Origin of the sequence: Roseovarius carneus, assembly GCF_020141465.1 — a bacterium.
Classification (GTDB): Bacteria; Pseudomonadota; Alphaproteobacteria; order Rhodobacterales; family Rhodobacteraceae; genus Roseovarius; species Roseovarius carneus.
Genome location: NZ_JAHSPD010000001.1, coordinates 20258 through 41017, shown reverse-complemented (window position 1 = coordinate 41017; position 20760 = coordinate 20258). Strand labels below are relative to the sequence as shown.

At 60.7% G+C, this 20760-nt stretch carries 23 protein-coding genes; 14 read left to right on the top strand and 9 right to left on the bottom strand.

Translation table 11 applies throughout. The features are described from left to right. Positions 1–319 precede the first annotated feature (319 nt). The gene (locus KUD11_RS00210; RefSeq protein ID WP_109387654.1) at positions 320–1192 is read left to right on the top strand and encodes a D-amino acid aminotransferase; all 873 of its coding nucleotides are present in this window, start codon (positions 320–322) and stop codon (positions 1190–1192) included. A gap of 56 nt (positions 1193–1248) precedes the next feature. On the opposite strand, the gene KUD11_RS00205 is transcribed toward KUD11_RS00210, so the two are convergent. The 7 genes from KUD11_RS00205 to KUD11_RS00175 all read right to left on the bottom strand — a co-directional run bounded on the left by KUD11_RS00205 (position 1249) and on the right by KUD11_RS00175 (position 7232). Continuing rightward, on the bottom strand, positions 1249–1527 hold the full coding sequence (locus tag KUD11_RS00205; RefSeq protein WP_109387656.1) for a DUF6525 family protein: 279 nt from the start codon (positions 1525–1527) through the stop codon (positions 1249–1251). Further along, a complete protein-coding gene (locus tag KUD11_RS00200) occupies positions 1524–2159 on the bottom strand; it encodes a DUF1826 domain-containing protein (RefSeq protein ID WP_109387658.1) in 636 nt (211 codons plus the stop codon). Before KUD11_RS00200 ends, KUD11_RS00205 begins: the two co-directional genes overlap by 4 nt. Further along, complete coding sequence (locus KUD11_RS00195; protein WP_109387660.1) at positions 2156–3367, bottom strand: GTP-binding protein; 1212 nt, start codon at positions 3365–3367, stop codon at positions 2156–2158. The genes KUD11_RS00200 and KUD11_RS00195 overlap by 4 nt, the downstream gene beginning before the upstream one ends. Then, on the bottom strand, positions 3364–4470 hold the full coding sequence (locus tag KUD11_RS00190) for a CobW family GTP-binding protein (RefSeq protein WP_109387662.1): 1107 nt from the start codon (positions 4468–4470) through the stop codon (positions 3364–3366). Before KUD11_RS00190 ends, KUD11_RS00195 begins: the two co-directional genes overlap by 4 nt. 73 nt (positions 4471–4543) lie before the next feature. Next, positions 4544–5425, bottom strand: a complete 882-nt coding sequence (locus KUD11_RS00185; RefSeq protein ID WP_109387664.1) for a nickel/cobalt transporter — start codon at positions 5423–5425, stop codon at positions 4544–4546. Then, positions 5416–6075: a DUF1007 family protein gene (locus KUD11_RS00180; protein ID WP_109387665.1), complete on the bottom strand. Its 660-nt coding sequence runs from the start codon at positions 6073–6075 to the stop codon at positions 5416–5418. The genes KUD11_RS00185 and KUD11_RS00180 overlap by 10 nt, the downstream gene beginning before the upstream one ends. A 53-nt stretch (positions 6076–6128) precedes the next feature. Next, complete coding sequence (locus tag KUD11_RS00175; protein WP_109387667.1) at positions 6129–7232, bottom strand: zinc ABC transporter substrate-binding protein; 1104 nt, start codon at positions 7230–7232, stop codon at positions 6129–6131. A 56-nt stretch (positions 7233–7288) separates the two neighbouring features. Between KUD11_RS00175 and KUD11_RS00170 the strand changes: the two genes are divergently transcribed. The 4 genes from KUD11_RS00170 (at position 7289) to KUD11_RS00155 (ending at position 10415) form a co-directional block, all read left to right on the top strand. Continuing rightward, complete coding sequence (locus KUD11_RS00170; protein ID WP_109387669.1) at positions 7289–7807, top strand: Fur family transcriptional regulator; 519 nt, start codon at positions 7289–7291, stop codon at positions 7805–7807. Further along, a complete protein-coding gene (locus KUD11_RS00165; protein ID WP_109387671.1) occupies positions 7804–8562 on the top strand; it encodes an ATP-binding cassette domain-containing protein in 759 nt (252 codons plus the stop codon). Before KUD11_RS00170 ends, KUD11_RS00165 begins: the two co-directional genes overlap by 4 nt. Continuing rightward, positions 8562–9356, top strand: coding sequence for a metal ABC transporter permease (locus tag KUD11_RS00160; RefSeq protein ID WP_109387673.1), 795 nt, complete (start codon positions 8562–8564; stop codon positions 9354–9356). Before KUD11_RS00165 ends, KUD11_RS00160 begins: the two co-directional genes overlap by 1 nt. 165 nt (positions 9357–9521) lie before the next feature. Further along, the gene (locus KUD11_RS00155; RefSeq protein WP_109387675.1) at positions 9522–10415 is read left to right on the top strand and encodes a dimethylarginine dimethylaminohydrolase family protein; all 894 of its coding nucleotides are present in this window, start codon (positions 9522–9524) and stop codon (positions 10413–10415) included. A gap of 56 nt (positions 10416–10471) precedes the next feature. On the opposite strand, the gene KUD11_RS00150 is transcribed toward KUD11_RS00155, so the two are convergent. Together KUD11_RS00150 and KUD11_RS00145 are read right to left on the bottom strand one after the other, a co-directional pair. Continuing rightward, a complete protein-coding gene (locus tag KUD11_RS00150; protein ID WP_109387677.1) occupies positions 10472–11389 on the bottom strand; it encodes a dimethylarginine dimethylaminohydrolase family protein in 918 nt (305 codons plus the stop codon). 15 nt (positions 11390–11404) lie between these two features. Further along, positions 11405–12985: a zinc-binding metallopeptidase family protein gene (locus tag KUD11_RS00145; RefSeq protein ID WP_109387679.1), complete on the bottom strand. Its 1581-nt coding sequence runs from the start codon at positions 12983–12985 to the stop codon at positions 11405–11407. A gap of 136 nt (positions 12986–13121) precedes the next feature. Here KUD11_RS00145 and KUD11_RS00140 point away from each other — a divergent pair, with 136 nt between their 5' ends. From KUD11_RS00140 to arsH, 9 genes are all read left to right on the top strand, one after another. Then, on the top strand, positions 13122–14009 hold the full coding sequence (locus tag KUD11_RS00140; RefSeq protein WP_109387681.1) for a LysR substrate-binding domain-containing protein: 888 nt from the start codon (positions 13122–13124) through the stop codon (positions 14007–14009). A 103-nt stretch (positions 14010–14112) separates the two neighbouring features. After that, positions 14113–15180 carry an ABC transporter ATP-binding protein gene (locus KUD11_RS00135; protein WP_109387683.1) on the top strand — a complete coding sequence of 356 codons (1068 nt, stop codon included), beginning with the start codon at positions 14113–14115 and terminating at the stop codon, positions 15178–15180. Positions 15181–15240: 60 nt separating this feature from the next. After that, positions 15241–16362, top strand: a complete 1122-nt coding sequence (locus KUD11_RS00130; protein WP_109387685.1) for an ABC transporter substrate-binding protein — start codon at positions 15241–15243, stop codon at positions 16360–16362. Between the two features lie 77 nt (positions 16363–16439). Next, positions 16440–17264, top strand: a complete 825-nt coding sequence (locus KUD11_RS00125; protein ID WP_109388442.1) for an ABC transporter permease — start codon at positions 16440–16442, stop codon at positions 17262–17264. Further along, a complete protein-coding gene (locus KUD11_RS00120) occupies positions 17261–18070 on the top strand; it encodes an ABC transporter permease (RefSeq protein WP_109387687.1) in 810 nt (269 codons plus the stop codon). Before KUD11_RS00125 ends, KUD11_RS00120 begins: the two co-directional genes overlap by 4 nt. Before the next feature lie 224 nt (positions 18071–18294). Then, on the top strand, positions 18295–18627 hold the full coding sequence (locus tag KUD11_RS00115) for an ArsR/SmtB family transcription factor (RefSeq protein ID WP_109387689.1): 333 nt from the start codon (positions 18295–18297) through the stop codon (positions 18625–18627). Positions 18628–18636: 9 nt separating this feature from the next. Further along, positions 18637–19704 carry an ACR3 family arsenite efflux transporter gene (arsB, locus tag KUD11_RS00110; protein WP_109387691.1) on the top strand — a complete coding sequence of 356 codons (1068 nt, stop codon included), beginning with the start codon at positions 18637–18639 and terminating at the stop codon, positions 19702–19704. Further along, a complete protein-coding gene (locus KUD11_RS00105; protein ID WP_109387693.1) occupies positions 19701–20045 on the top strand; it encodes an ArsC/Spx/MgsR family protein in 345 nt (114 codons plus the stop codon). The genes arsB and KUD11_RS00105 overlap by 4 nt, the downstream gene beginning before the upstream one ends. After that, positions 20038–20748 (top strand): arsenical resistance protein ArsH, encoded by a 711-nt coding sequence (gene arsH / locus KUD11_RS00100; RefSeq protein WP_109388444.1) that lies wholly within the window; start codon positions 20038–20040, stop codon positions 20746–20748. The genes KUD11_RS00105 and arsH overlap by 8 nt, the downstream gene beginning before the upstream one ends. Positions 20749–20760: the final 12 nt, after the last annotated feature.

Here is a 20760-nt window from a genome sequence, read left to right as displayed (position 1 = left end):
TCTTTGTCTGCGTTGCTCGGTAGAGTGCTGTTCTTGCGTCATCTGAAACTTTGTCGGAGACGGTCCGATCTTTAGCCGCGCTCGATCAGGCCCATGGCGGTTTTTGGGCGGACGGTGCCCATATCTTTTTCGATGCGGAAAGCGGCCAAACACTCGGCTCGCAAGACCTCAAAGAGGTTGACATTATCCCCGATGATAAGGCCACAGTCGCCTTGAAATCCGCCCGTCTCTGGAGCCCAATGAGTGTCTGCGTGACACGCACGCTTACAGCACCGCAACTACCCCCGATCTTTTCATTCGACCAAGAGGTATCTCCCAGATGGCATCCCCCGAGCAACATGATCACCTGACGCGCGCGGTCTATCTGAACGGCGCGTTCATGCCCGGCGGCGAGGCCAAGCTATCCATCTTTGATCGTGGCGTCTTGTTCGCGGATTCAGTGTATGAAGGCTTGGGGATATTGGATGGTCGGATCACTGATCTGCCCAAACATCTTGGGCGCTTGAAGGCGTCGCTTGAAAAGCTGAGTATTCCCAACCCACATAGCGACGAAGAATATACTAAAATTCTTCAGACACTTATTGAGACCAATGATGTGGCCGAGGGATTTCTCTACCTCCAGATCACACGCGGTGAGGCGGATCGGGATTACATCTATCCAGAAGGTCTCAAGCCCAACGTCTTCGCGTTCCTTCAGCCACACACAAAACCTCTTGCAGACAGTTTGCCTGAGGGTATTTCCATGCGGTCGCATGTCGATCTGCGCTGGAAACGGCGTGATATCAAAACCACCAATCTGCTGGGGCAGGTGTTGGTCAAGGTTGCAGGGGCCAGTCACGGGGCGGATGAGGCGCTGATGATTGATGACGTGGGGTTCATCACCGAAGGCGGCTCCACCAGCTTTTTCACCATCAAAGACAAGATCATCACAGCCCGCCCCGTCAGCAATGATATCCTGCACGGGATCACGCGTCAGACGATGCTCAGCGTGGCAGGCGAGCTTGGCTATGAGGTGCGGACCTCCAAGATACGCCTTGAAGATGCGCTTGCCGCGGATGAGGCCTTTGTGAGCGGCTCATCGACTTATCTGGAGCCGGTTGTGAAAATAGACGGGCAGGTTTTGGGTGACGGGCGGCCTGGCCCATTCACCCTGCGACTGCGCGCCGCCTATCTGAAGGCGGTGAGGGGATAGCCTACATATCGGTCTGAGGTCTGTGCATGTCTTGCGCTCGGGTCGAGATGAGCGGGTCAGAGTGCTACGGAGCTTCCGACCGCGCTTACCGCACTGACCTGATCGCGGGTTAAGGCCTGTTGTTCTGCCTGCACCAGACGCGCCAGAATATCCTCATGGCTCAGGCCCCTCTGGCGCCCCCGGTTCCAGATGCGCAGGCATGATGCCGGTGACCAGGGCAATGCCGCATCGGCCAACCAGTGCCGCAAAGGCTTTGGCAACCCGTCATAGGCGCGCATCGGATCTCTTGCCCGGCGACGACGTTTGAGCGTCGTTGTGCCCAGATTGCCGTTCATGCGTCTTCCTCTGGGTCGAAGATCGGGTCCAGCACAAGCAACAGCCGTGTTTCGCCCGACCCTTCAATCGGGGGTGAGCGGTGCAAAAGGCCCGCGCTTGGCTGCTCGGGCCAAAGCGTGCCGCGCAGCAGGATTGGCATCCCGGTGGGCACGGTAAAAACGCGGGCCGGATCGGCCCCGTTTGTTGAGGTGCCATATTGCGTGCCGGTGCCACGATAGGTGCAGATCAGGCGCGCTGTCAGCGCATCAACATGGAACCGGCGGCAGGCATTTGTGCTCACCCGGTCAAGGCGCAGACGCAGGAACGGCGCCTGCATAATGCGTGCAAACCTGTCGGCTAAGGCCGCAATATCGGCCAGAAGCTGCGCGCGTTCGGCGCTGTCGGGCATGCCAGCGTGGGTGCACGCCTCGCTCGCGGCATCGCGTACCATGTCGGGCCTCAGGATCAGCCGAGCCGAGGGAAGAGCGCACGACTCCAGCCCGTCAATCCATGGCTGAAGTCCGGGGATGGGGTGGCGCTGCCAGATCGCGGCGGCGCATCCCGGTTTGGCGATTGCAGTCAGCTCCTGTGGTGTTTCTACAATGGTCACGCCCGCGGTGGCGTCTTTCAAAACCTCGCGGATCATGTTCATGCGGCCTCCTCCGCCCGCCGCCAGAGCGGGAAGGGATCGGGTAGATCCGGCAACGCGTCGGGCGAGGGGGCCAGATGTTCGGGTACCAGTGCCGCATCCAGCCGGGCCTTGATCGCGGTCCAGTCAATGCCGGCCCCGATGAAGACAATCTCCTGCCGTCTGTCGCCCCAGGGCTCTTGCCAGTGTTGGGACATATACGCGCGGGCCCCTTCGTGATCCGGCCAGCGATCCTGCGGCACCGACGCCCACCATGTGCCCAAGGGTTTGACCGACGAGAGCGCCCCGGCAAGCGAAAATTCGGCCACCCATTCGGGCCGTGTCGCGATCCAGAAATGCCCCTTGGCACGGATCACACCGGGCAGATCGCCATTCAGCACCGCCATGATTTTTGCAGGGTCAAACGGTTGGCGCGCGCGGTAGACATAGGACGCCACACCGTATTCCTCGGTTTCGGGCACATGATCGGCAAAGCCGTAAAGCTCCTTGGCCCACATCGGATGCTCATGGGCCTTCTCAAAATCAAAGAGGCCAGTGTTGAGGATTGCGTCCGCCGGCACGTCCGAATGGGATGTCTCGATGATGCGTGCGTCGGCATTCAGGCTGCGGATAATCTTGCGCGCGCTGTCCACCTGATCTGGCATGGCATCGGCCACTTTGTTTAGGATCACAACATCGGCGAACTCGATCTGCTCGACCAACAGATCAACCAGCGTGCGCTCATCATCTTCGCCCATGGTCTCGCCACGGTCGCGCAGGAAATCATGGCTGGAATAATCCTTGAGCAGGTTCACCGCATCCACGACCGTGACCATCGTATCCAATCGCGACACATCCGACAGGCTATGGCCTTCTGCATCGCGAAAATCAAAGGTGGCCGCGACGGGCAATGGCTCGGATATGCCGGTGGATTCGATCAGCAGATAGTCAAACCGCCCCTCGGCGGCCAGGCGGCACACCTCGTCCAGCAGATCATCCCGCAGCGTGCAGCAGATACAGCCGTTCGACATCTCCACCAGCGTCTCGTCGGTGCGGCTCAGCTCGGTATCGGCGCGCACCAGATCGGCGTCGATATTCACCTCGGACATATCGTTGACAATAACGGCCACGCGGCGCCCTTCGCGGTTGTTCAGCACGCGGTTCAGCAGCGTGGTTTTGCCCGCGCCGAGAAAGCCGGAGAGGACGGTGACGGGGAGGCGTTGATCGGTCATGAAACGAGATCCTTTGTAGGTGTGGGAGCGGCATCGCTGCGCGGGAGTGCGCGCAGCATGTCGAGGCTGCAAACGAGGTCGGGGTTGGTCATGTCGCGGGCGATGACCACGATACGTGAGCGTCGGTCGCCGCCGGGCCAGCCCTGCATCGGGACGGGTGGGTCAAACACATGCTGGACCCCGTGAAAGACAAACGGCGTCTCGATCCCTTCGATAAAGGCGATGCCTTTCACGCGCAGAATGTCGGGCCCGCGCAGGCCGATGAGCGTATCCAGCCAGAGATCGAACACCACCTCAGGAATGGGGTCGTCCAGCACGATGGAGGCTGACCCGATCCGCGCATCATGCGGCGAGAGGGCAGCCGCGCCCGGCGCGCGCGGTGGGGCCAACCCGGAAAGGTTGCTCAGGGGGGCTGCGCTGACTGGAGTGTCTTGCGGCATCAGCCACGCATGGACCTGCGCGGCGTTTGCATCTTGGGTAAGGGCACTGAGGTTCCAGAGCCTGTCTGTGGGCACCTCGCCTTTTTCGGCGATCAGTATGGGGGCCGTCGGGTTGAGTGCTCTTAGCCGTGCCTCGAACGCGTCACGCTCTGTGGTGGGAACCAGATCGGATTTGCTCAGCACCAGAAGGTCTGCCATCGCCACCTGCGACACGGCTTCAAACTGTCGGTCCAGCGTACCCGGCCCTGTGGCCGCATCCGCGATGGTCACAACCCCATCCATGCGCAGATTTTGCGCCAGATAGGAATCGACCAGCAGGGTCTGAAGAATAGGCGCGGGATCGGCAAGGCCTGTGGTTTCGATCACCACACGATCAAAGGCGATACGCCCTGATTGCCGCCGCTCGATCAGATCGCGCATGGTGCGTGACAAATCCCCCCGGATTGAGCAGCAAAGGCAGCCTGATTGCATCAGCACCACCTCCTCGTCCACGGCTGCGATCAGGTCATGATCCAGACCCGCCTCGCCAAACTCGTTCACGATCACGGCGATCTTGGGACCGGACCCCGCGCGCAGCACAGCGTTGAGCAATGTGGTCTTTCCAGCCCCGAGAAACCCGGTCAGCAGGGTCACGGGCACGCGTCGATCGACAATAAGGGTCATTGGGCTTGGGGTCCGTCATGTTCGAATCCATTAATATGTTATGACATAACATTTAGATCGTAAAAAGAACAAGCTATCTCAAGTAGTGAAGTAGCATCGTGATGCTGATGGCTGTGATCAGCGTACCCCCGGTGACGTGTAGGGCCGCCGAGAGGGCCTGCACGCCATTGTGGTCGCGCGCACCCAAGCCCGCAAGGCCACGTGCCGCCACGCCCGAGCCTGCCACGATCACGGTGAACGCCGCCGTCCCGAGGCCCATGGTGATCACCGCGAGGCAGCCGATGGCAAACGCGTCAAACCGCGCGGCGATCACCAGAACGAAGAGCGCCCCTGTGCAGGGCCTGATTGCGATGCTGGCCACAAGGGCGGCGGCGTCACGGGTGGAGGTGAGCGTGCTGACCTCATCTACGCTGGGGCCATGGGCATGGCCGCAACATCCGTCGGCATGAGACTTATGGCGGCTCATATTGCGCCATGTCCGGGTGCCCCGAAAAATCAAAACCGCGCCAATGGCAGCAATCGCGAGATAGCTTGCTGGCGCAAGCCATGCCTCTGTCACTTCGGTCAGATCACCCGATCGAAGTTGAAATAGAAAGACAAGACCGCCCACCAGCACGATTGCAGTGGCGGCTTGCGCAAGGCTTGAAAGCACGGTCAACGCCATCAATCGGCGCAAGGTGGCGCCACTGGCCAAAGCCGCACCACCGATCAGCACCTTTCCATGGCCCGGCCCGAGTGCGTGGACAAAGCCGTAGGCAGTCGTGGCGGCGCACAGCGTCCAGACCGCCAGCGGCTCGCCTGCCTGAATACCGCGCAAAGCCGTGGCCATTGCGTTTTGAAAGCTGCGCTGCTGGGTGGCGGCCCAAGCCTGAATCTCGGCCCAAGGCAGCAGCATCCACGCGGCCGCACCAAGCAAAAGCAGGCCTGCAAAAAGGATGATCCCCTTTACCCGCATGTCAAAATCACCTCATCCGTGAACAAGCGCCCCACGTTATCCTGCGCAGGCATTTCGTCACGCGACAGGGTTCCAAGCATGATCAGCATGTCGCTGCTCATGCTGTCGGGCTTAAACGAGACCAGCTCGGATTTGCAGCCCGTCGGTAGGCCCTCATCCTCTGACGCCGGGAGGATCGTATAGTCATAATAAAACCCCGGATCATAAAGCCGCAGGATGACCTCTGCCTCCCCAAGCGTCGCGGGCGCGGCCAAGGGCAGATCAAATGCCACGGTGATTTTGTTATCCGCCATGCTGGCCACCGCATTTTCGGGCCGCCCCAGCGGATGGTCCTGTCCTGCGACCTCAAGATAGACATCGCCTTTATACTCTGGTGGCCAATCGGTTTCCCCTTGGACAATCACCGCGTAATCAGCCTCGTCCAGTGCGCCATCACGGTCCTTATCGAGATCGAGCGCATCGAATAAAAAAAGCGTTGTGAAGGCATCATACGTCCATGAAATACGCAAAGCCTGAAGCGCGCCATCGTCTGAGACCACAAATCCGGTGCTGGCATCGACGAAGACATGTGGGTGCGCCTTCGCCGCTGTGTTCAGGCCCAAGCCAAGACCAAGGGCGCAGAGAGTCACATTCAGAAAAATACGTGACACGGGGTGCGCTCAATCCTTGGTCTTGGTTTCAGATCTTAACCAAGATCAGGTGCCTAGAGACATTCCGCAAGGGCTGATGCGAGATTGCGCAAAAGTTGGGGGTAAAGCGCCGATCCGGGCTGTAGATCAGACCCAAGCGGATCAAGAACACTTGTGTTTGCGTCTGTGCCGTCAAGCACGGTTGCGACAAGGCCGGGATTGAACTGCGGCTCGGTCAGAACACAGCTGATGCCCTGCTCTGCAATCCGCGCCTGAATCTCGGCGATTCGGGCCGGGCTTGGATCGGATGCGTCGCCCAGCGAGATCGCACCGGAGGCGGGAAAATCGAAGGCGGTCTCAAAATACTGATAGGCGTCGTGGAAGACGATGAACTGACCGCCACGCACAGGGTCCAGTTGCGTGCCGATCTCAGCAATCAGCGCGTCGATCTCACCTTGGCCCGCGGCGGCATTGGCAAAATACGCGCCGGCATTGTCAGGGTCCGCCACGGAAAGCTTGGCTGCGATCACATTGAGCCATGTGGCCGCATTTTGTGGCGAGAGCCAGGCATGGGGGTCATGTTCGCCATGGGCATGGCCGCTGTGATCATCTGCTTTGGCGTGGTCATCATGATCATGTTCATGTTCACCGTGGTCATGCTTGGCTTCGTCATGCCCATGATCGTGTTCGTCGTGGTCATGCTTCGCCTCGTCATGCTCTGCGTGATCGTGGTCTTTCTCCGCGTGGTCATGTCCTTCATGATCCTCATCGTGGCTTTCGCTGTGATCACCGCTGTGATCATTATGTGCATGGGCCTCAAACAGAGCGCTTTCGCGGAACTCCAGCTCGATGGTTCCTTCTGCCTCCAAAAGCGTGGTCGTAGCAGCATTTGTGGCGAGGGTTTCGATAGCGCCGGAAAGCCATGGCGTCAGGTCGGGACCGATCCAGAACACGATATCAGCCTCTTGCATGGCTGTCGCCTCGGACGGGCGCAGGCTGTATTCATGCGGGCTGGCTCCGGGCTGAATGATAAGATCGGGCGTACCCACACCCTCCATCACTCGCGCGACCAACGAGTGCACCGGAGCGATATCAACAGCGACATTGGGCGCGTCAGCAAAGGCTGTCCCGCCCATCAATGTTGCTGTCAAAGAGAGTGAGAGTAGCTTTCTGGACATTAGGTTCCCCATGTGATTATATAACATTATAGAGGGTGTAGTGGAAACGTAATAACATGACAAGTGATTCCGGGCGGACAGAGCCCGACAGCGCCGTCCCTGTTGGGTTCGCCCGACATGATCATGCGGTCTGCGTTGCCGATGCGCTCAGCGCTGCCGAGGCGCGCTGCACCAGCGATGGCCTGCGCTTTACGCCCGTGCGCCGCAAGGTGCTGGAGATTTTGCTGCAAGAGCACCGCGCGCTGGGGGCCTATGCGATCCTTGACCGGCTGCGCGAGGACGGGTTCGGATCGCAACCCCCCGTGGCCTACCGCGCGCTCGATTTTCTTGTCCTGCATGGGCTGGTCCACAAGATCGAGCGGCTCAACGCGTTCATAGCCTGCGCCCATCCGGGCGCGTCCCATGCGCCTGCCTTCATGATCTGCAGGTTATGCGATGCCGTGGCCGAGGCGCAGTCAACCCCGGCGCGTGGCGCGCTCGGCGCGGCGGCGCGCGCCACCGGGTTTCGCATCGAGCGCACGGTGGTCGAGGCGGAGGGCGTCTGCCCCGCCTGTGCCGAAAAGGCGGATGCATGAGCCTTGTCCAAGTAGAGGATGTGACCATCCGGTATGGTGCCAAGACCGTGTTGTCGCATGTCTCGCTCACTGTGACACCGGGCGAGATTGTCACCATTGTCGGCCCTAACGGTTCGGGCAAAACCAGTCTGCTGCGCGCGATCATCGGCGCGGTGAAGCCCGCCCAAGGGCGCGTAACGCGCGGGCGCAATGTGCGGCTGGGCTATGTGCCGCAGCGGCTGCATATCGACCAGACCTTGCCGATGACCGTGTCGCGGTTTTTGAAGCTACCGGGTGGGATCACACCTGCCGCGATCGACGCCGCACTTGCACAGGCCGGGGTGCCAGACCTGTACAAGGCGCAGATGTCGCAACTCTCTGGTGGGCAGTTTCAGCGCGTTCTCTTGGCGCGCGCCCTGATCGGCAAGCCGGATATTTTGCTTCTGGACGAGGCCACGCAGGGGCTTGATCAGCGCGGCTCGGCCTCCTTCTATCGACAGATCGAGACGGTGCGCAAAAAGACAGGCTGCGCCGTTTTGATGATCAGCCACGAATTGCACGTGGTTATGAGCGCCTCGGACCGGGTGATCTGCCTCAATGGCCATGTCTGTTGCGAAGGCACGCCCGCCGTGGTCGCCTCGGCCCCGGAATACCGCGCGCTCTTTGGCACAGGCACGGGCGGCGCGCTCGCACTTTATCGGCACGAGCATGATCATGGCCATGATCACGACGACCTTGCCCATGACCATCACGATCACAAAGAGGCCGCGCAATAATGCTGGATGATTTCATGGTCCGCGCCACGTTGGCCGGAATTGGTGTGGCCTTGGCCGCCGCCCCTCTGGGCTGTTTCGTGGTGTGGCGGCGGATGGCCTATTTCGGCGATGCCACGGCCCATGCGGCGATCCTTGGGGTTGCCCTCTCGCTGGCCCTGTCTGTGTCGGTTTTCGCAGGCGCTATGGCGGTTGCATTGTTGATGGCGCTCACTGTGAGCATCCTGTCCGGGCGCGGCTATGCGATGGACACGCTTTTGGGGGTGCTGGCACATTCCGCGCTGGCCTTCGGGCTGGTGGCGGTGTCGTTTCTGTCTGGTATCCGGATTGACCTGATGGCCTATCTCTTTGGCGATATTCTTGCCGTCTCGCGCGGCGATCTGGCGGTGATCTGGGGTGGGGCTGCGCTGGTTGTGGTGCTGATTGGGTGGCGCTGGTCGGCGCTTCTGACCGCGACACTTAATGAGGATTTGGCCTATGCCAACGGGATCGACCCGAGGCGCGAACAACTGGTTCTGACGCTGGCGCTGGCGATCACAGTGGCGGTGGCGATCAAGGTGGTGGGTGTGCTGCTGATCGCGGCGATGCTGATCATTCCCGCGGCGGCGGCCCGGCCCCTGTCACGCACGCCCGAGGGCATGGCCCTCGCCGCAGGTATCATCGGTACGCTGTCGGTCGTGGTCGGTCTGCGCGCAGCATATGTGTTTGATACCCCCGCCGGGCCCTCCATCGTCTGCGTGGCGGCGATGACCTTTCTGAGCTCCAGCGTCGTGAGAAGTTTTAGATCAGCTGGCTGAAGGCGCGCGGAACGGCCCCGGCGGGTGCTTTTGATTTGAGGCGTTGTCGCTATCTTAATTGTCTGATGAAAGTGAAATTTCGATTTCCCTACTTGTAGTTCATCGTAACCTTCTTTCCTGTAAATCTGCGCCTTGGCGCGTGGATGCAACCAAAGAGGTTTCGACATGATGGACGGATCAGGCGGTGGTGTGAAATGGGGTATCAACAATGATCATGCAAAGCTGACGCATGTTCTGTTGGGTAAGCCTGAGTTTTACAAATGGGTCGAGGCCGGGCCGCTGATCGGCAGGACCCTTGCCAATGCAGACAGGACCGGCGTGGTCTTTGATCGCCAGCTTGCGATGCGGCAGCACTCGGAAATGGTGTCGATCTATGAAGAGAACGGAGTAACCTGTCATTATCTTGACGCGGATGAGGCGCTGCATCGGAATTTCTTTGCTCGCGACAGTTCGGCGATGACGCCGTGGGGGCCGCTGATCTGTCATATGCAATTGAAATGCCGCCGTGCCGATTATGCGACGGTGATAAAATTTTACCTTGAGAATGACATCCCGATCTGGAAATTCGCCACAGCCGGGCATTTCGAAGGCGGTGATTTCAACATCATCGCGCCGGGCAAGGTGCTGATCGGGTATTGTGGCGAACGCTCCGAGCAAGCGGGCAGCGAACAGGTTGCGGAATTTGTCCGCGCCGAAGGGTGGGAGGCCGTGACGGCCCCGATCAGCCGCGAATTTGTTCATATGGACGGTCTGATCGTGCCTTTGGCCGATAATCTGGCCGTTGCCTGCATCGATGCGATGGAGCCATGGCTGGTCGATATCGTGCGAGGCTGGGGCATCGAGATCGTTGATGTGTCCTACCGTGAGGCAAAAAACCTTGGGGTCAATCTGGTCGCGCTGGGCGATGGCAAGGTTCTGTCGATGGCGGGCGCAACCGAATTGAACGCGAAAATGCGCAGCATGGGGTTTGAGGTCTATGACCCGGATATGTCGATGTTCACCCTTGGGGGTGGCGGCGTGCATTGCCTCAGCCAAGCCCTGTGCCGAGCGGACGCCTGAGAGGCCCGCAAGAGGCCAAGCCTATGCCCTCTTGCGGATTTTTCCTAAACGATGGCTCAGCCCCGGTTGAGCGCCTGCGCCATGCAGTGAATGCCGCCGCCCGTTTTTGAAATCTCAGCCGTGTCAATGGCCGCCACCTCAAATCCGCGCGCGCGCAGGGCATCAACAAGCACCGTGGACTTGGCCGGTGCGATCACTTTGTCATTGCCAAGGCTCATCACGTTGCAGCCAAGGTTCATCGTGTCCCGGAACGGCACATCAATGATCTCATGCCCCTTGCCCTTCAGCCAATCCACGATCCATGGATCGGTGCAATCAAGGCAGACTGCCGTCAGCTTTTCGGCAATCGGCACCACCATCAGGTCGATATGCACGTAATATTCGTCGATAAAGGCGAGCTTCACCTCCCAGCCCTCATCCTCGAACCACCCGACGACCTGCTTTGCACCTGCCTCATTGGTGCGCGCGCCGCCGCAGCCGATAAGGACGCAGCCCTCTTCGATGACGTTGAAATCGCCGCCCTCAAACGTGCCTGCCGTGACCATGTCGTAGATTGGGATGCCAAGGCTCTCAAACGTGCGGATGGCCGCGTAATTTTCGCCCCGGCGCCACCACTGCGACATTGCCGTGATGATCGCGCCGTAGGGTGTCATGACCGCGCTGTCACGCGCATAGACCTGCATTGGCAGCTCTGGCTCCGGCGCGTGCATGTGAACCTTGACGCCAAAATGCTCGTAGGCGGCGACCATTTCCGCGTGCTGGCTTTGCGCCACCTGAATGTTGCACGGGTTCTCGCGCAAATGCTTGGACGACAGGCTGGAGGTGGACAGGTGCTTGAGATGCGCGGGCGAGCCGAGCAGGACATGGCTGAGCGCGTCTGTCTCGTTTGGGAGGTTCCAGCCTTGCATCGGGGCGGTGCCGCCGCCGCGCTTGCGCCGTTGGAGGGTGAATTCGCTTGTGGTTTTGTCGAGCATCTCGGTCTCTCCTCTTTATGCGTCAGGCATGGCGGAGGGGATCCACCAATCACGCCCACGCGGGGTTTGGGTATATTCGGGCCATCTGAAATTTATTGGCGGGTCGTAATCACACAGTGGGGCCAGCCATTTTGTGCCGCCCACGCCGCCGCCGGTGCGGTCGTTGAATTCGTCCATCGCGGCATCGCGCGCCTCTTTGTCCTCCAGCAGGCGCAGCGCCGACAACGCGCAGACCCGCGCGGCGGTACGCACCATCGGATCAATTGTCGCGGGGATGCCTCCCAACGCGTTCATCACCCAAGCGGGGTAGGGCGCGCCGTTCGCCTTCAAGGTAGGCCGCGCGATGTAGAACCGCGCCAGCGGCGTGTGCCAGCTCATGTCGGTGTAATCATCGCTGGTGCTGTTGAGCTGGCTGGGCGGCAGATCACGCCGGAGGATCGCTTCGGCCTCTTGCGGCGATATCAAGCGGCTCATCTCGTCGATGAACGGCGCGGCCAGAGGGGGCTGCCCCAGATTGCTCTGGATCTCCTGAGCAACCTTGATCGCCGCGTCACCCCATTCCGGCGCACCGGCGGCTTGCAGCGCGTCCCAGACCACGCCCGCCATGGCGTGATTGGCCAGACCGGGGCGTGATTTGCAGACCCAGTGCCGCTCCCACCGGCAGCCGGTCATCGCGGCCACGGCGGCGGCATTGCGATCCAGCGCTGCCGTGACCTGCTCTGCCATTTCAATTGTGGGCGTGCGCATCATGTATTGCAGCTCTGCCAGACCTGCGGGCTGATTGTCGGCTGTTGCCTGTCCGGCGGTCAGGATGGCCTCGGAGATCGACCAGCCGCCTTGATGTGGCAGCATCGAATCGCGCAGGGATTTGGACATGGAATACATCGTTACCAGCGCCTCGGACGCGCCGGGCGCGCGGATGGCGGAATGCGATTGCGGGATCGGCGCGCCGTCCCCGATGCCCCAAGCCTCGGGCGCGTCACAGATGAAGCGATAAATCATCGAATAGGCCGCGCCGCAGTGGGTATCCCAGCGCACGGTGTTGCACATGGGCAGCATGTAGAACGGATGAAACGACAGCATCGCCGCCAGCCCGTCATAATATCCCTTGGCCGCGTGAATGGGCTTGGAGCCGCGCACCTTTTCCGCAGGCTCGCCAGTGAACCGCAGACCGCCCTTGATGCCCTTGGCCTCCATCGCCGCCTTGGTCGCAAGCAGCCCGCCAAGCGCGCCGATGCCCAAGCCCGAATGCGGGTCGGTATGCCCGCCTGCCTGATATCCTAGGCCCGCACGCGGCGCGCGGTGGGTGGCGGCGGCCTGACAATTGCCGGGAATGGCGTCGTATTCGCCATACATGCCAATGATCGGCCCATCCCCATTGGACCATTCGGCGCAGAACGCAGTGGGCATGCCTGCACTGCCTTCCTCGACGGTGAACCCCTCGGCGCGCAGCCGCGCCACATACCATTCGGCAGAGCGATACTCGCGCCACGCGGTCTCGCCATGCTCGAATATCGTGGCACACCACTCCGACAGCTCCGGCATACGGGCCTCAACGGTGGCAAGGGCGTGGGTCTGGGCGTCGGTCAGTGTCATGGCGGTTCTCCTGTGATCAAAGTTAGCCAGCGCCGCCCGCCGCATGATAGTGAAACCTTTTCCTTGCATCGGCAAAATTTACTCACCTAATTGTAGGGGTCTCTCCAACCTCGTAAAGATCCTGAGGAATCCGCCCATGTCTCGCATCCCGTCCACCCAAGCCCTACGTGCGCTGGAATGTTTTGCGCGCCATGGCACCGTTTGGGCGGCGGCGGATGAGCTGAACCTGACCCGAAGCGCGGTCAGCCACCAGTTGCGCCTTCTGGAGCGGGATCTTGGCTTTGTGCTCTTCAACCGGGTGGGCACGCGCATCGAGCTGACGCCGCGCGGTCGGGCCTATGCGGGCGATGTGCGCGGCGCGCTGTCGGCCATTGCCGGATCGGCGGTGCGCAATGCGGGCCACGGCCTGTCGGGCACGCTCACCGTGAGTTGCACGCCGGGCTTTGCCGCCTTCTGGCTGGCACCCCGCATCGGAGAGTTTCGCACGATCTGCCCCGAGGTGGAGCTGCGCATCGTCACGCCGCGCCGCCTTGACGATGTGTCGAACCCCGAGGCCGATATCTTTATTTCCTTTGGCGATGGCGCGATGCCCGGCGTCGATGTGGAGCTGCTTCAGGAAGTCGAGTTTGCGCCCCTGCTCAGCCCTATACTGGCCAACCGGCTGGGCGGTATAAAATCCCCCGCCGATATCCTGCGCGCCGATCTACTGCATCTGGGCGACACAGATGATTGGCGGCGCTGGATGCAGGCGGCAGGCCTGCCGCGCACCGCAGCCACAGGGCCGGTCTTTGCTGATATGAATCTTGTCTATGCCGCGACGGTCGCGGGGCAGGGCGTGTCGATGGGCGACGCGTTCATCTGCAACAGCGCGATGGCATCGGGGCAGTTGATCCGTGTCACCGACATTCAGATCAAATCATCCAGCTCCTATTTTTTGGGAATTCCGCCTCAAAAACAGGCGCTGGAGCCGGCCTGCGCCTTTCGCCGCTGGATCAGCTCCGTCCTGCCGGGGGCGAAACGCTAGAAATCGACAGGCGACAAATGAAATTTGCCGAATAGACTAAAAGAATTCGTTTGCGCCCGTGCGTGCCCGCCCTCTACGCTTTTCCTTCAAAGGGGGATGCTCAATGACGACAAAAATCCGCGCAGCTGAGATTGGTGTTGAGGGCATTGGCAAAGATTTTGGCGGCTTCACTGCTTTGCAGGATATCTCGCTGACCATCGGACGGGGCGAGTTTCTGACGCTGCTCGGTCCTTCGGGGTCTGGAAAGACGACCTTCCTGATGGTGCTGGCAGGCTTTGAGGAGCCGACGCGCGGCGCGATGACGCTCGATGGCATTGACATGACCGCCGTGCCCGCCGAGCAGCGCGGCTTTGGCATGGTATTCCAAGGCTATGCCCTTTTCCCGCATATGAGTGTCGAGCAAAACATCGCCTTTCCGCTCAAGGTTCAGAAACGCAGCGCGAGCCAGATTAATGCGCGTGTGGCTGATATCATCGAGATGGTCGGGCTTGGCGGGCACGCGCACAAGCGCCCCGATGCCCTCTCAGGCGGGCAACAACAACGTGTGGCCCTTGCGCGGGCCTTGGCCTGCGAGCCGCCCGTGATGCTTCTGGACGAGCCGTTTTCGGCGCTCGACAAGAACCTGCGCGGCCAGATGCAGGACGAGGTGCGCCGCCTGCACCGCGAGACCGGCACCACATTTGTCTTTGTCACCCATGATCAATCCGAGGCGCTGGCCCTGTCGAGCCGCGTCGCCATATTCGAGCGTGGACGCCTGCAACAGCTCGCCCCGCCGCGCGTGGTGTATGAGCAGCCGGAAAACCGTTTTGTTGCGGAGTTTCTGGGCGATATCAACCTTCTGCCGCTGACGGGCCTTGTCCGCGACGGCGACATACATACTGGACAGTTCGGCGGGCGCACCCTGCGCGCGGCGGGCCATGCGGACGGCCATACGCTTGCCGTGCGGCCCGAATACATGGCCATCAGCACGGGCGCGCCCAAGACTGGCAATGCGATCCCCGCAACCGTTACCGATCTGACGTATCTCGGGGCGGATACGCGCATTGATCTGGCGGGGCCCGAGGGGACAGCGATCACCCTCACCCATCCCACAGACAAGCTGCCCGGCGGCCTTGCCCCTGGTAGCGATATCTGGGCCAGTTGGCCCGAGCAAAAGGGATTTCTTCTGTGACCGTCCCCAGCGCAGGCCAAAACCAATTAACATAAAGATAACCAACAAAGGAGAGACATAATGAAACGTAACGATGCATTCACCCAAGACCAACTTGAGCTGCTGGCCGACAAGGCCCGTCAGGGCAAGATCAGCCGCCGCAAGTTCACGCAGCTGGGCGCGGCCCTTCTGGGCACCACAGCTTTGGCCACGCACGGGGTTCCCGCACTTGCCGATGATGGCCAGCTTGTCTTCGTCAACTGGGGCGGTGACGCGATGGACGCCTATGACGCGGCCTATGGCAAGCCGTTTGAGGAGGCGACAGGCGTGCGTGTGCGCCAAGATGGCTCCGGCCCGACCGAAGGCTCTATTCAGGCCCAGTTTGAAAGCGGCAGCCCGACCTGGGACATCGTCGATGCGGATGCGTTCTCGGCAGAAACGCTCGGCAAGAAGGGCATGATTGAGCCTATCGACTATTCCGTGGTGGACCGCGCCAAGATGCGTGATGGCTTTGGCTGGGAATATTCGGCCTCGTCGTATTTCTTCAGCTATATCATCGTCTATGATGCAACCAAGTTCGGGGATAACCCTCCAACCTCGATGGCCGATTTCTTTGATGTTGAAGCATTCCCCGGCAAGCGCGCCATGTATAAATGGGGCACCGGTATGTGGGAGGCGCTGCTCTTGGGGGATGGCGTTGCCGCCGCAGACCTTTACCCGCTGGATATAGAGCGGGCGCATGCCAAGCTGGAGGGCTTCAAGGAGCACGTGATCAGCTTCTGGGGCAATGGTGCCGAAAGCCAGACCGTGATGCTGGATGGCGAGGCCTCAATGGGGCTGGCCTGGTCTACACGCGCGCGCCTGATGGATCAGGACACAGACGGCGAGGTCAGCTTCACATGGCAGGACGGGCTTCTGTCTCCGGGTGCCATGGCCGTGGTCAAGGGCAATCCGGGCGGCACGGAAAACGCGATGAAATTCATCGCCTCCGCGCAAGACCCCGCACGGCAGCTGGTCATGTTCGACATGCTGTCCCAAGGCCCGGCAAACCCGGCCACAGACGATCTGATCCCCGAGGATCAGCGCAAGTATAACCCCGTAGCTCCCGATAACTTCGCCAAGCAGATCGCGATTGATGTGGCGTGGTATGAGGAAAACTACGGTGCAGCGCTTGATGAGTATCTCGCGATCATCTCTGCCTGACAACGCCTTTGCCGCCTCTGCCCGCTCATTTGGGCAGGGGCGGCTCCTTCTCAACGACCCGCAGCGAGACCGCGAACATGACCCGCTATTTCCGCCCCATGATCCTGCTGGCACCGCTGCTCATATTTCTTGCGCTCGCCTATATGCTGCCCTTTGCAGGCGTCATCGGCTGGAGCTTCACGCGCCCTGAGCCAGGGTTGCAAAACTACACTGCGGCCCTCACGGATCCGCTGATCCTGTCGGTCTTTTGGCGCACCTTGCGCATCTGCGTGATGGTCACGGTGATTTCGGTGATCATGGGCTATATCCTCGCGCTCCTGTGGGTGCGCGGCTCGCCGCTTGTGCGGACCCTGACCGAGCTGTGCATCCTCATTCCGTTCTGGATTTCCGTCCTGACCCGCGCGTTTGGCTGGCTGGCGCTTTTGTCCAGCCGCGGCCTGCTGAATGGCTGGCTGGAGGGGATGGGCGTGATCGAGGATCCATTGCGTCTGGTGCGCAATGAGTTTGGCGTGATCGTGGGCATGGTGCATTTCATGATCCCCTTTGCGGTGTTCCCGCTGGCCTCGGCCATGCGCACCGTGGACGAGCGGGTCCTGATGGCCGCGCGCGGCATGGGCGCGAGCCGCACGCGCGTCTTCTGGCAGGTCTTTGTGCCAATGACGGCAGCGGGCTTGATGGGGGCGGCATTGCTGGTCTTTGTCTTCGCGATCGGGTTTTTCATCACCCCCGCCATCCTTGGCGGCGGGCGCAGCGTGATGGTGGCCGAGCTGATCTACCTGCGCATCTTTCAAAGCCCTGATTGGGGGCTGGCGGCGGCGGTGAGCGTGATCTTGATGGTGGCTATCTCGGCGCTGCTGGCGCTGCTTTTGAAGCAACTCAGCCCCAAAGGGGGTGACAGATGATCCGCCTGCGCCCCGGACTGCTCGCCATACTCCTTGCCGTGCTGGTCGGGGTGTTCATGCTTTTGCCTCTGCTTGCTGTCATTCCGGTCTCGTTCACGCCCAAGCGGTTCCTGTCGGTCCCCGAGGGCGAGCTTTCGTTGCGCCACTACCGCACGCTTTACGAGGATCGCGAATGGCTTGAGGGGATATGGCTGTCGCTGCGCGTTGGGCTGATGTCGGCTGGGTTTGCCACGGCGTTGGCCACGTTCTTCAGCCTCGGCATCTGGATGTTCCGGCCCCGTTTTGCCGGGGTGTTGATGGGCATCGCCTTGCTGCCGATGGTGGCGCCGCCGGTGGTCTCTGCGCTGACGCTCTATTTCTTCCTGATCACCCTGACCCAGATGAACGGCGTGTTTGCATATGACACGATGATGGGCGTCGCGCTGGCCCATTCGGTGATGATCGTGCCCTTTGCCGTGGTTCTGGTCAGCGTGTCTCTGGCGCAGGTGGACCGGCGCATGGATCTGGCGGCGCGGGCCATGGGCGCCGGGCTTGGCACCCGCGTTTTCAAGGTGATCCTGCCCAATATCAAGTTCGGCGTGATCACCGCCTTCTTCCTGACCTTCGTTCTGTCATGGGAGGAGATCGCCGTGACGATCTTCATCACCTCGGTCGAGGCCGTCACCCTTCCGCGCCTCATGTGGCAGGGGCTGCGGGACAATATCGACCCGGCCATCGCGGCCATATCGGTGGTTCTGATCGTGATCGTGACGGCTGTGGTCATCGGCAGAGCTGTGTTTGCCGCGCTGAAAGAGCGTCGGGTCTGAACGGTCTTGTCTGAGGCCTGTTGCTGCGTATGAAGATGTGGGACGATCTTGCGGGCCTGATTGCGATGGTGGTCGTGCCGGGTTCATCGCGCGCTAGGCATGGACCATGACCTAGGCACATCCTAGCCATTGTGGGGCGCTGGAGCATTGCCCACCCTTTGCCAAACACTCTTGAAGTCAGGAAAGAACTTGACCTTGCTCAATGTATCTATATTTCATGAAATATGGATACAAATACTGCACTCGACGCCTTTGCTGCCCTCAGCCAGCCCACCCGACTTGATGTGTTCCGTCTGCTCATCAGGGCAGGGGAGGCAGGCATGTCTGCCGGTGGTATCAGCGACGCGCTTGGCGTGCGCCAGAACACGATGTCGGCAAACTTGTCGATCCTTGCGCGCTCGGGTCTGATCCGTAGCGCGCGAGAAGGCCGCAGCATCCGCTACTTCGCCGATATGGACGGGATGCGCGGCTTGCTTGCTTTCCTGATGGAGGACTGCTGCGGCGGAAATCCCGATCTGTGCCGACCCGTGATCAATGAACTCGCTTGTGACTGTTAGGAGGCTGCCATGACTGATACATCGCTTCGTGCTGCGGCGGGTCTTGGGACGTTTGAGCGCTGGCTATCCGTTTGGGTGGCCCTTGCCATCGGGGCGGGGCTGCTCTTGGGTAATCTGTTTCCGGGCCTCTTTGCCGCACTGGCCGCGCTGGAGGTCGCTTCGGTCAACCTGCCCGTGGCCGTGCTGATCTGGGCGATGGTCTATCCGATGATGGTGGGCGTGGATTTCGGGGCGCTCAGGCAGGTCGGCGACAAGCCGAAAGGTTTGGTCGTGACGTTGGTGGTGAATTGGCTGATCAAGCCCTTCACGATGGCCGCCTTGGGTGTGCTGTTTTTTGAGGTGGTGTTCGCGGACCTGATCCCACCGGACGATGCCCAGGCGTATCTTGCGGGCGTTATCCTGCTGGGGGCAGCGCCCTGCACCGCGATGGTGTTTGTCTGGTCCAACCTAACGCGCGGCGACCCAACCTATACGCTGGTGCAGGTCAGTGTGAATGACGTGATCATGGTCTTTGCCTTCGCGCCCATCGTGGCCCTTTTGTTGGGCGTGACGGATATTATCGTGCCATGGAATACGCTGCTGCTGTCGGTTGGCCTCTATGTCATGTTGCCACTGATCGCGGGCTACTTTACGCGCCGCGCCCTCGTGACCAAAGGCGGTGAGGTTACGGTAGATGCGTTCAAATCCCGCATGCAGCCCTTCTCCATCTTCGGATTGCTGGTGACGGTTGTTCTGCTCTTCGGGTTTCAGGGCGAGGTTATTCTTGATCGCCCCCTTGTCATCGCCCTGATCGCGGTGCCGTTGATCCTCCAATCCTACGGCATCTTCTTTGTTGCGTATTTAGCGGCGCGCGCGTGGAAAATCCCGTTCAACGTCGCTGCCCCCTGCGCATTGATCGGCACATCGAATTTCTTTGAGCTGGCCGTCGCCGTTGCGATCAGCCTGTTTGGGCTTGGCTCCGGCGCAGCACTTGCCACGGTCGTTGGGGTGCTGGTCGAAGTGCCTGTGATGCTGTCGCTGGTCGCCTTTGCCAACAAGACGCAGCACTGGTTCCCATCGGAAAAAGATGCGGCATGAGCATCGTAATCCATCACAACCCAGATTGCGGAACTTCGCGCAACGTGTTGGCGCTCTTCGCCGCAGCGGGGCTGACGCCCCGTACCGCCCTGCGGGTGACAAAATCCCCGGCAGAAGCGTTGGGTCTGCTCGATCCATCCGTGGATGACGATACGTTGATTGACGCGATGTTAGAGTATCCTGTTCTGGTCAATCGCCCTATCGTCTGCACGTCCAGAGGCGTTCGGCTCTGCCGCCCAAGCGAGACGGTGTTGGATCTTCTTGACCGGCTGCCTCCCGGCCAGATGTCGAAAGAGGATGGCACGCTGTTGATCGATGCGGAGGGACACCGCGTTGGCTGATACCCCAAACCTCAAAGAGGCGCATTTCCACACAATCGACACCGAACGCCTGCTGATGCCGGAACGTGCGAAACACGCTCCGCGCATCTTGCTGCTCTACGGCTCGCTCCGGGACCGCTCGTTCAGCCGGCTCATGACCGAAGAAGCCGCCCGCATCCTCACGCGGCTGGGGGCTGATGTGCGCACCTACCATCCCTCCGGCCTTCCGCTGCCGGATGATCCGGAGGCGGATCACCCCAAGGTGCAGGAATTGCGCGATCTGGTCACATGGTCCGAAGGCATGGTCTGGTGCTCGCCCGAGCGGCACGGGGCCATGACCGGCATCCTGAAAACCCAGATCGACTGGATACCACTATCGCTCGGCGGGGTGCGACCGACGCAGGGCAAAACACTTGCCGTCATGCAGGTAAGCGGCGGCTCGCAGAGCTTCAATACCGTCAATCAGCTCCGCATCTTGGGCCGGTGGATGCGTTTGCTGACCATCCCGAACCAATCCTCTACTCCCAAGGCGTTTCTGGAATTTGACGACGCGGGCCGTATGACGCCGTCACCGTTTTACGACAGGATGGTCGATGTTATGGAGGAACTGATGAAGTTCACGCTACTGACCCGTGATACCAAAGACTACCTGTTGGACCGCTACAGCGAACGCAAAGAAAGCACAGCCGAGCTTTCAGAGCGGGTGAAGCAGAAGGCGATTTAGCAGAATTGTTCG

What these genes read in the sequence shown, in the direction of transcription:
- KUD11_RS00210 (WP_109387654.1), top strand. Translation starts at nt 320, where the DNA reads ATGGCATCCCCCGAGCAACATGATCACCTGACGCGCGCGGTCTATCTG.
- KUD11_RS00205 (WP_109387656.1), bottom strand. Translation starts at nt 1,527, where the DNA reads ATGAACGGCAATCTGGGCACAACGACGCTCAAACGTCGTCGCCGGGCA.
- KUD11_RS00200 (WP_109387658.1), bottom strand. Translation starts at nt 2,159, where the DNA reads ATGAACATGATCCGCGAGGTTTTGAAAGACGCCACCGCGGGCGTGACC.
- KUD11_RS00195 (WP_109387660.1), bottom strand. Translation starts at nt 3,367, where the DNA reads ATGACCGATCAACGCCTCCCCGTCACCGTCCTCTCCGGCTTTCTCGGC.
- KUD11_RS00190 (WP_109387662.1), bottom strand. Translation starts at nt 4,470, where the DNA reads ATGACCCTTATTGTCGATCGACGCGTGCCCGTGACCCTGCTGACCGGG.
- KUD11_RS00185 (WP_109387664.1), bottom strand. Translation starts at nt 5,425, where the DNA reads ATGCGGGTAAAGGGGATCATCCTTTTTGCAGGCCTGCTTTTGCTTGGT.
- KUD11_RS00175 (WP_109387667.1), bottom strand. Translation starts at nt 7,232, where the DNA reads ATGTCCAGAAAGCTACTCTCACTCTCTTTGACAGCAACATTGATGGGC.
- KUD11_RS00170 (WP_109387669.1), top strand. Translation starts at nt 7,289, where the DNA reads ATGACAAGTGATTCCGGGCGGACAGAGCCCGACAGCGCCGTCCCTGTT.
- KUD11_RS00165 (WP_109387671.1), top strand. Translation starts at nt 7,804, where the DNA reads ATGAGCCTTGTCCAAGTAGAGGATGTGACCATCCGGTATGGTGCCAAG.
- KUD11_RS00160 (WP_109387673.1), top strand. Translation starts at nt 8,562, where the DNA reads ATGCTGGATGATTTCATGGTCCGCGCCACGTTGGCCGGAATTGGTGTG.
- KUD11_RS00155 (WP_109387675.1), top strand. Translation starts at nt 9,522, where the DNA reads ATGATGGACGGATCAGGCGGTGGTGTGAAATGGGGTATCAACAATGAT.
- KUD11_RS00150 (WP_109387677.1), bottom strand. Translation starts at nt 11,389, where the DNA reads ATGCTCGACAAAACCACAAGCGAATTCACCCTCCAACGGCGCAAGCGC.
- KUD11_RS00145 (WP_109387679.1), bottom strand. Translation starts at nt 12,985, where the DNA reads ATGACACTGACCGACGCCCAGACCCACGCCCTTGCCACCGTTGAGGCC.
- KUD11_RS00140 (WP_109387681.1), top strand. Translation starts at nt 13,122, where the DNA reads ATGTCTCGCATCCCGTCCACCCAAGCCCTACGTGCGCTGGAATGTTTT.
- KUD11_RS00135 (WP_109387683.1), top strand. Translation starts at nt 14,113, where the DNA reads ATGACGACAAAAATCCGCGCAGCTGAGATTGGTGTTGAGGGCATTGGC.
- KUD11_RS00130 (WP_109387685.1), top strand. Translation starts at nt 15,241, where the DNA reads ATGAAACGTAACGATGCATTCACCCAAGACCAACTTGAGCTGCTGGCC.
- KUD11_RS00125 (WP_109388442.1), top strand. Translation starts at nt 16,440, where the DNA reads ATGACCCGCTATTTCCGCCCCATGATCCTGCTGGCACCGCTGCTCATA.
- KUD11_RS00120 (WP_109387687.1), top strand. Translation starts at nt 17,261, where the DNA reads ATGATCCGCCTGCGCCCCGGACTGCTCGCCATACTCCTTGCCGTGCTG.
- KUD11_RS00115 (WP_109387689.1), top strand. Translation starts at nt 18,295, where the DNA reads ATGGATACAAATACTGCACTCGACGCCTTTGCTGCCCTCAGCCAGCCC.
- arsB (WP_109387691.1), top strand. Translation starts at nt 18,637, where the DNA reads ATGACTGATACATCGCTTCGTGCTGCGGCGGGTCTTGGGACGTTTGAG.
- KUD11_RS00105 (WP_109387693.1), top strand. Translation starts at nt 19,701, where the DNA reads ATGAGCATCGTAATCCATCACAACCCAGATTGCGGAACTTCGCGCAAC.